Below are 5,705 nucleotides of genomic sequence, written 5' to 3' on the forward strand. Positions count from 1 at the left end.
TAAGAGGGCAGAGACGGAATTGCAATCCGTTCTTGACGAAATCAGCGGTCGAATTGGCCGGGCAGTTTCTGAGCAGGTTAAAACCCCTGCGGGAAATCCATTTTTTGTATCTTCAGGTGGATGCTCAACCGGAAGTTGCGGTACTGGTGGAAGTTGTGGATGCTCTGCTTAATAGGAAAAAGCCTGGTCCTTCCAGGCTTTTTTTTTTTATAGCAGTGTTAACTTCTAAACAAGATGCAGTCCGGACAGAGATTCCCACAGCAAAACATCTTTTGTTGTGGTACATAAAAACGGTGGCGGAATACAAATAATTGGTTTTCCTGGCGGACGAAAATGGTTTCGCAATGGAGTTGCTTGCCTCGCATTGAACGGCTTGCTGCTTTTTTTATTAAGAGAAAGAGATTATTTTTTTCGTTTTCCTTCTGAGAATAATGAATATATATAAATGGAATGCCCGTAATTTTCTTTAGCGAGGCTTGGCTTATCTCTTCATTATCTACTAGATGTCCGATAAATTGATTCCAGATTGGGTCTAAATCCATCTCTTTTTCGGCTCCTTTCTTATTATCTATATTCATAATAGTAAGAGAATTTAGTTTATAATCTTTTTTTCTTGGTTGAAAGTACAGATTCTGCTATGCTAAACTTAGTTAAAACCTTTATAAAAGGGAGTTATTGATATGCTTGGAGCGAGACAAGGAATTATCGTCTATTTACATACATTAAAACAAGCCAAAATGCTTAGGAAATTCGGGAATATCCATTATGTTTCAAAAAAATTGAAATATGTAGTCCTTTATACAAACATGGATGAAGTCGAACCACTGGTAGAAAAGCTGAATAATTATTCGTTTGTAAAAAAAGTGGACCTATCTTATAAGCCTTTTTTGAAAGTGGAATTTGAAAACTCCAAACCAGATAAAGCGAAAGAATATGATTATAAGATGGGAATTTAAAAAAAGCTGACTCATGCGGAGTCAGCTTTTTTAATTCGGGACATTTATTTTTCTTCAACCTAATGGAGGCAGATATCTATTCATTCGTAATATACCAATCAAATGCTGATAGTATAACTCGATTTCTGCAAAGAGGACCGAAGATTTTACATCGATTTCAATAATGGATTTATCTAGTTCCTCTGCTAGTTTCTCAAAAAGCTCATAGCGTTTGTTTACGGTAACATGAGGGTTCGGAATTCCTTCACGGCAAATATAAAGCGGCTGGAATTTCCCTGGATCTGTAGGTTGCATGACAATAACTAATGAAGTTACTTTTTTATCATTTATCGTAGTGTGTAGAGATAAAAGCCTTGCAACACGATGCTTTTGATTGCGTCCTACTTCAAGCAGCTCATATATATCAGAATATCCTTGTCCAAGTTCAATAAAACGTTGAATCAATTAAACCTCTCCTAACTAACTTATTATTCATTACTTTATCATTATCTCCTTTAAAAGAGAAGGACAATTTCATTGTCTAATCATGACAAAGCCCCACGAGTAATGGAGGTTTATCAAAAAAAAAAAGCCCTGCAAAAATCTGCAGGGTCCTTCTATGTCTAACTTAGGACTAGAAGGCAAAGGGAGAGGAGAAACCGGAGGAAGAACTTATGGGGAAACGTAAGCCTTCTCCGCGGTTGGCAACAACACCTAATAAGGAATGTTGTTATTCACATTATTGCCAAATACAACTTAAATATTCAAAATGTAAGAGATTTATAAAAAGAATGGATGAAGAATAGGTGTTGTAATTGGGTGTAGGAAAATATAATTTGATGTTTGACTTAGGAAGAAGGAATTGGCTTTTATTATTGGCTAGCTTTTTCTAATATGTTAGGATAGGAAAGTAACAGAAATTTGTCATAAAATGTGGTGAGAATGATGAGGGTCGTTTCTGGAATTTGTAAAGGAAGACCACTAAAGGCTGTACCGGGAACAGGAACCCGGCCGACTACGGATAAAGTTAAAGAATCCATTTTTAATATGATTGGTCCTTATTTCGAAGGTGGGCTCGTACTTGACTTGTTTGCTGGTAGCGGTGGACTAGGAATTGAAGCATTAAGCAGGGGAATGGATAAAGCCATATTTGTAGACCGAGACTTTAAAGCAAATCAAACGGTTAAGGCAAATTTGGAGATATGTAAGTTTTCAGACCGTGCAGAGGTTTACAAAAATGATTCAGAACGTGCATTGAAAGCTTTGGTGAAAAGGGAAATAACTTTTCAATTAATCTTTCTTGATCCACCTTATAAGAAACAAAAGCTTGTAGATTTACTTGAAGAAATACATAAAAACCGATTGCTAAGCAATACGGGGTATATTGTTTGTGAGCATGGCCATGATGTTACATTGCCTGAGCAAGTTGGCGACTTTACTGTTAAGAGAAAAGAAGTTTATGGTGTCATTGCTGTTACGATTTATCATTGGGGGAACGTAAACGAACAGGGGGAACTATGAATGTCAAAAATAGCGATTTGTCCGGGAAGTTTTGATCCAATCACATTTGGTCATCTTGATATCATTCAGAGGGGAGCGAATGTGTTTGATGAGGTATATGTGGTCATTGTGAACAATTCAGCAAAAAATTCATTGTTTACTGTAGAAGAAAGGCTGGAGTTAATTACAGAAGCAACGGCTCATATGCCAAATGTTAAGGTGGATTTCTATCAGGGACTGACGGTCGATTATGCTGAAAGCGTTTCCGCGAATGCGATTATCCGAGGATTACGGGCGACTTCTGACTTTGAATATGAAATGCAGGGAACTTCAATGAACCGTTTCCTGAACAATAACATAGAATCGTTCTTTATCATGACGAAAAATCAATATTCTTTCTTGAGTTCAAGTATCGTGAAAGAGGTTGCGAAATATGGCGGTGATATTTCTGAACTAGTGCCTCCTGTCGTCCAAAAAGCCTTGACTAAGAAGTATGAGCAACAAAAAGAATAGAAAAAAGAGCATTGCCGACCTAGGCAATGCTCTTTTTTCTATTTAAGAAAGTCCTTTGAATAGTCGTTTGGCGAATATCATGATGTAAAGGGTTAAAAAAGCGAGGGTTAACAACGGGCCAAAATCAAGCATATTCTGATAAAGAGAGCTTGCACGTTCACCTGTCGATCCACTGACTGGGAAGGCATTGAATGGGTTGCCGCTGTAATTATTGCCTTTATAGAATGGCCCCCAAAGTAATACAGTGAAAATGGATGCAAGAAAACCATGTGCAATTCTAGCTAGAAAAAATGGCATGAACCGAATGTCTGATGCGGCTATAATACTGGCTACTTGCGCCTGAATGCTGAATCCATTGAAAGCTAGGATGAAACTTGTCATTACAGTCTGCTGAAGGAGGCTCGCATTTTCGACTGAACTGGTTAATTTTGAGCCAAGAGTCATTTCAAACAACCCTGAAATAAACGGGAGGCTTAAAGAATCAGGGAAATTCATAATATGTAATATTCCTCCGACCCACGAGGCTAGCAGTCCGGTAATATTCATATGAAATAAAAGTTTATTGACTACCGAAAAAAGAATGATGAATCCACCGATCATTAGAAGAGTTTGGATGGAGGATAGAACAGCATCTCCAAGCAAACTTCCAAATGGTCTCGTTTCTTTTAGCCTGGTTCGATGCATCTGGCTAAAGGCTTGTCTAATGGAAGGTAGTTTGGTGATTCCTTTCGACTGGGACTTTTCCTCTTTCCAACGGTAAAAGCGCATTAAAATTCCTACACAAAAATTTCCTAGGTAGTGGGAGAGTGCAAGGATGATACCTAATTGAGGATTATGGAAGAACCCTACAGCAACGGCAACAAACAGGAATAATGGATTTGATGAATTAGTAAAGCAAACAAGTCTTTCAGCCTCAATGCGGGTCACCTGTTTCTCTTGACGAAGCCTTACGGTGAATTTGGCTCCGGCTGGAAACCCAGAGGCAAGTCCCATCGCCCAGACAAAACCGCCCACTCCGGGTACTCGAAATAAAGGGCGCATGAACGGCTCGAGTATGACTCCAATGAATCTGACAACACCAAAACTGATTAATAACTCTGAGAAAATTAAGAAGGGTAGGAGAGAAGGAAAAACAATTTTCCACCACATATTCAGCCCACCTTTGGAAGCTTCAAAAGATTCCTGGGGGAAAATGATTAAGCCAATTGTCATCATCGTGACGGTGAGAGCTAATAATACTGTTTTAGATTTTGATTTAAGCAAAGTTCAGCCTCCTCTTGAAGGGATACTAAATAAGGGCAGTTCGTTTCGTATATATAAAATACGAACTTCCYTTTCTCGAAAAGTAATGCACCGTATGGGTTATCGATTGTAAAAACATGATAAAATGAAGATACTAAGTACTAGAAATGGCTGTAATATTTCAATTTCATTACATTGGGAGTCTTTGTTCGTGCTACCATGCTTGTTTCACTGTCAATATAAACAATATGCTTCTATAAATCTGTTTAAGACCATAACTTTGTATGAGTGTTATTTCAATATTTTGAACTTCTTACAGAGAGGGGGGATTTCTTTGTCAAAACCAAAGATTGGGCTTGCACTTGGGTCTGGAGGAGCAAGAGGCTTTGCCCATATTGGCGTGATAAAGGTGTTGAAGCAAGAAGGCATTCCGATAGATATGATTGCTGGAAGCAGCATGGGGGCGATGGTTGCTGCCTTTTATGGCGCAGGTTCAGATATTGAGAGGCTCTATAAGCTGTCGAGGGCTTTTAAACGAAAATATTATTTAGACTTTACAATACCTAAAATGGGTTTCATTTCAGGTAAACGGACAAAAGATTTAATTAGGGTATTTACATATGGAAAGAAATTTGAAGAACTTGATATTCCTGTAGCAGTGGTTGCTACGGATATAAAAACTGGAGAAAAAGTCATTTTTCAGGAAGGTCCTATTGCCCCTGCTGTCAGAGCAAGCATCTCAATTCCTGGCATCTTCATTCCGGAAAAAATCGGAAATAGACTTCTTGTCGATGGAGGCGTTGTTGACAGGGTTCCTGTTTCTGTAGTGAAGGATATGGGAGCGGATATCATAATAGGAGTAGATGTCGCTCATGTTAAACAAGATATGGAGATAAACTCTATCTATGATGTTATCATGCAAAGCCTCGATATCCTTCAAATGGAATTGGTTAAAAGCAGGGAGTTTGCCTCAGACGTCATGATCCGCCCTAGGGTTGAGAAATACAGCTCGAAATCATTTACAAACATACAGGAGATAATTAGTATTGGAGAAGAAGCTGCAAGAGGAAAGATCGATCAAATTAAGCAAAGCATTGTTACTTGGAAGGAGTCATTTGAAGATGAACCGTAAAATGTATGTACGCACTTTCCTGGTGGCCGCTATACTACTGATAGCATCTGCTCTTTATACCCTACCTTATTATGTGTCAAAACCAGGAATGGCTAAAGAATTAGAGCCAATAATTGAGGTTTCCGGCGGTGATGAAGCGGAAGGTAGCTTTATGCTGACCACGGTAAGGATGGGCAAGGCTAATATTTATTCCTATATGCTGGCAAAGTGGAGTGATTATCAGGAAATTTATCCGGAGACATCGATTCGTAGCGAGGATGAAACCGATGAAGAATATAATATTAGGCAGTTGCATTTAATGGACGGTTCTAAAAATAATGCAATCCAAATAGCTTATGAAAAAGCAGGGAAAGAAGTGGATTACGAGTACTTAGGTGTATATG

At 38.5% G+C, this 5,705-nt stretch carries 7 protein-coding genes and 2 pseudogenes; 6 read left to right on the forward strand and 3 right to left on the reverse strand.

The window, feature by feature from the left end:
* Positions 1-172: pseudogene (locus AC1DUW_RS19840) on the forward strand (hypothetical protein); the annotation flags it as partial.
* Positions 173-218: 46 nt separating this feature from the next.
* Here AC1DUW_RS19840 and AC1DUW_RS19845 read toward each other — a convergent pair.
* Entirely contained in the window at positions 219-542 is a 324-nt protein-coding gene (locus tag AC1DUW_RS19845) for a hypothetical protein (protein WP_053345214.1), read from the reverse strand.
* Positions 543-680: 138 nt separating this feature from the next.
* Between AC1DUW_RS19845 and AC1DUW_RS19850 the strand changes: the two genes are divergently transcribed.
* The gene (locus AC1DUW_RS19850) at positions 681-956 is read left to right on the forward strand and encodes a YlbG family protein (protein WP_048684554.1); all 276 of its coding nucleotides are present in this window, start codon (positions 681-683) and stop codon (positions 954-956) included.
* Positions 957-1,010: 54 nt separating this feature from the next.
* On the opposite strand, the gene AC1DUW_RS19855 is transcribed toward AC1DUW_RS19850, so the two are convergent.
* Positions 1,011-1,400: a DUF7147 family protein gene (locus tag AC1DUW_RS19855; protein WP_053345215.1), complete on the reverse strand. Its 390-nt coding sequence runs from the start codon at positions 1,398-1,400 to the stop codon at positions 1,011-1,013.
* A 480-nt stretch (positions 1,401-1,880) separates the two neighbouring features.
* On the opposite strand from AC1DUW_RS19855, the gene rsmD reads away from it, so the two are divergent.
* Both rsmD and coaD read left to right on the forward strand, forming a co-directional pair.
* Positions 1,881-2,456, forward strand: coding sequence for a 16S rRNA (guanine(966)-N(2))-methyltransferase RsmD (rsmD, locus tag AC1DUW_RS19860; RefSeq protein ID WP_053345216.1), 576 nt, complete (start codon positions 1,881-1,883; stop codon positions 2,454-2,456).
* Complete coding sequence (gene coaD, locus AC1DUW_RS19865) at positions 2,457-2,948, forward strand: pantetheine-phosphate adenylyltransferase (RefSeq protein ID WP_053345217.1); 492 nt, start codon at positions 2,457-2,459, stop codon at positions 2,946-2,948.
* 42 nt (positions 2,949-2,990) lie between these two features.
* On the opposite strand, the gene ylbJ is transcribed toward coaD, so the two are convergent.
* Complete coding sequence (gene ylbJ / locus AC1DUW_RS19870; RefSeq protein WP_053345218.1) at positions 2,991-4,211, reverse strand: sporulation integral membrane protein YlbJ; 1,221 nt, start codon at positions 4,209-4,211, stop codon at positions 2,991-2,993.
* 313 nt (positions 4,212-4,524) lie between these two features.
* On the opposite strand from ylbJ, the gene AC1DUW_RS19875 reads away from it, so the two are divergent.
* Together AC1DUW_RS19875 and AC1DUW_RS19880 are read left to right on the forward strand one after the other, a co-directional pair.
* On the forward strand, positions 4,525-5,322 hold the full coding sequence (locus tag AC1DUW_RS19875; RefSeq protein WP_053345219.1) for a patatin-like phospholipase family protein: 798 nt from the start codon (positions 4,525-4,527) through the stop codon (positions 5,320-5,322).
* A pseudogene (locus AC1DUW_RS19880) lies at positions 5,312-5,705 on the forward strand (hypothetical protein); the annotation flags it as partial. The gene AC1DUW_RS19875 and the pseudogene AC1DUW_RS19880, both read left to right, overlap by 11 nt.

It is taken from the genome of Peribacillus sp. P4_C12 (assembly GCF_056402095.1).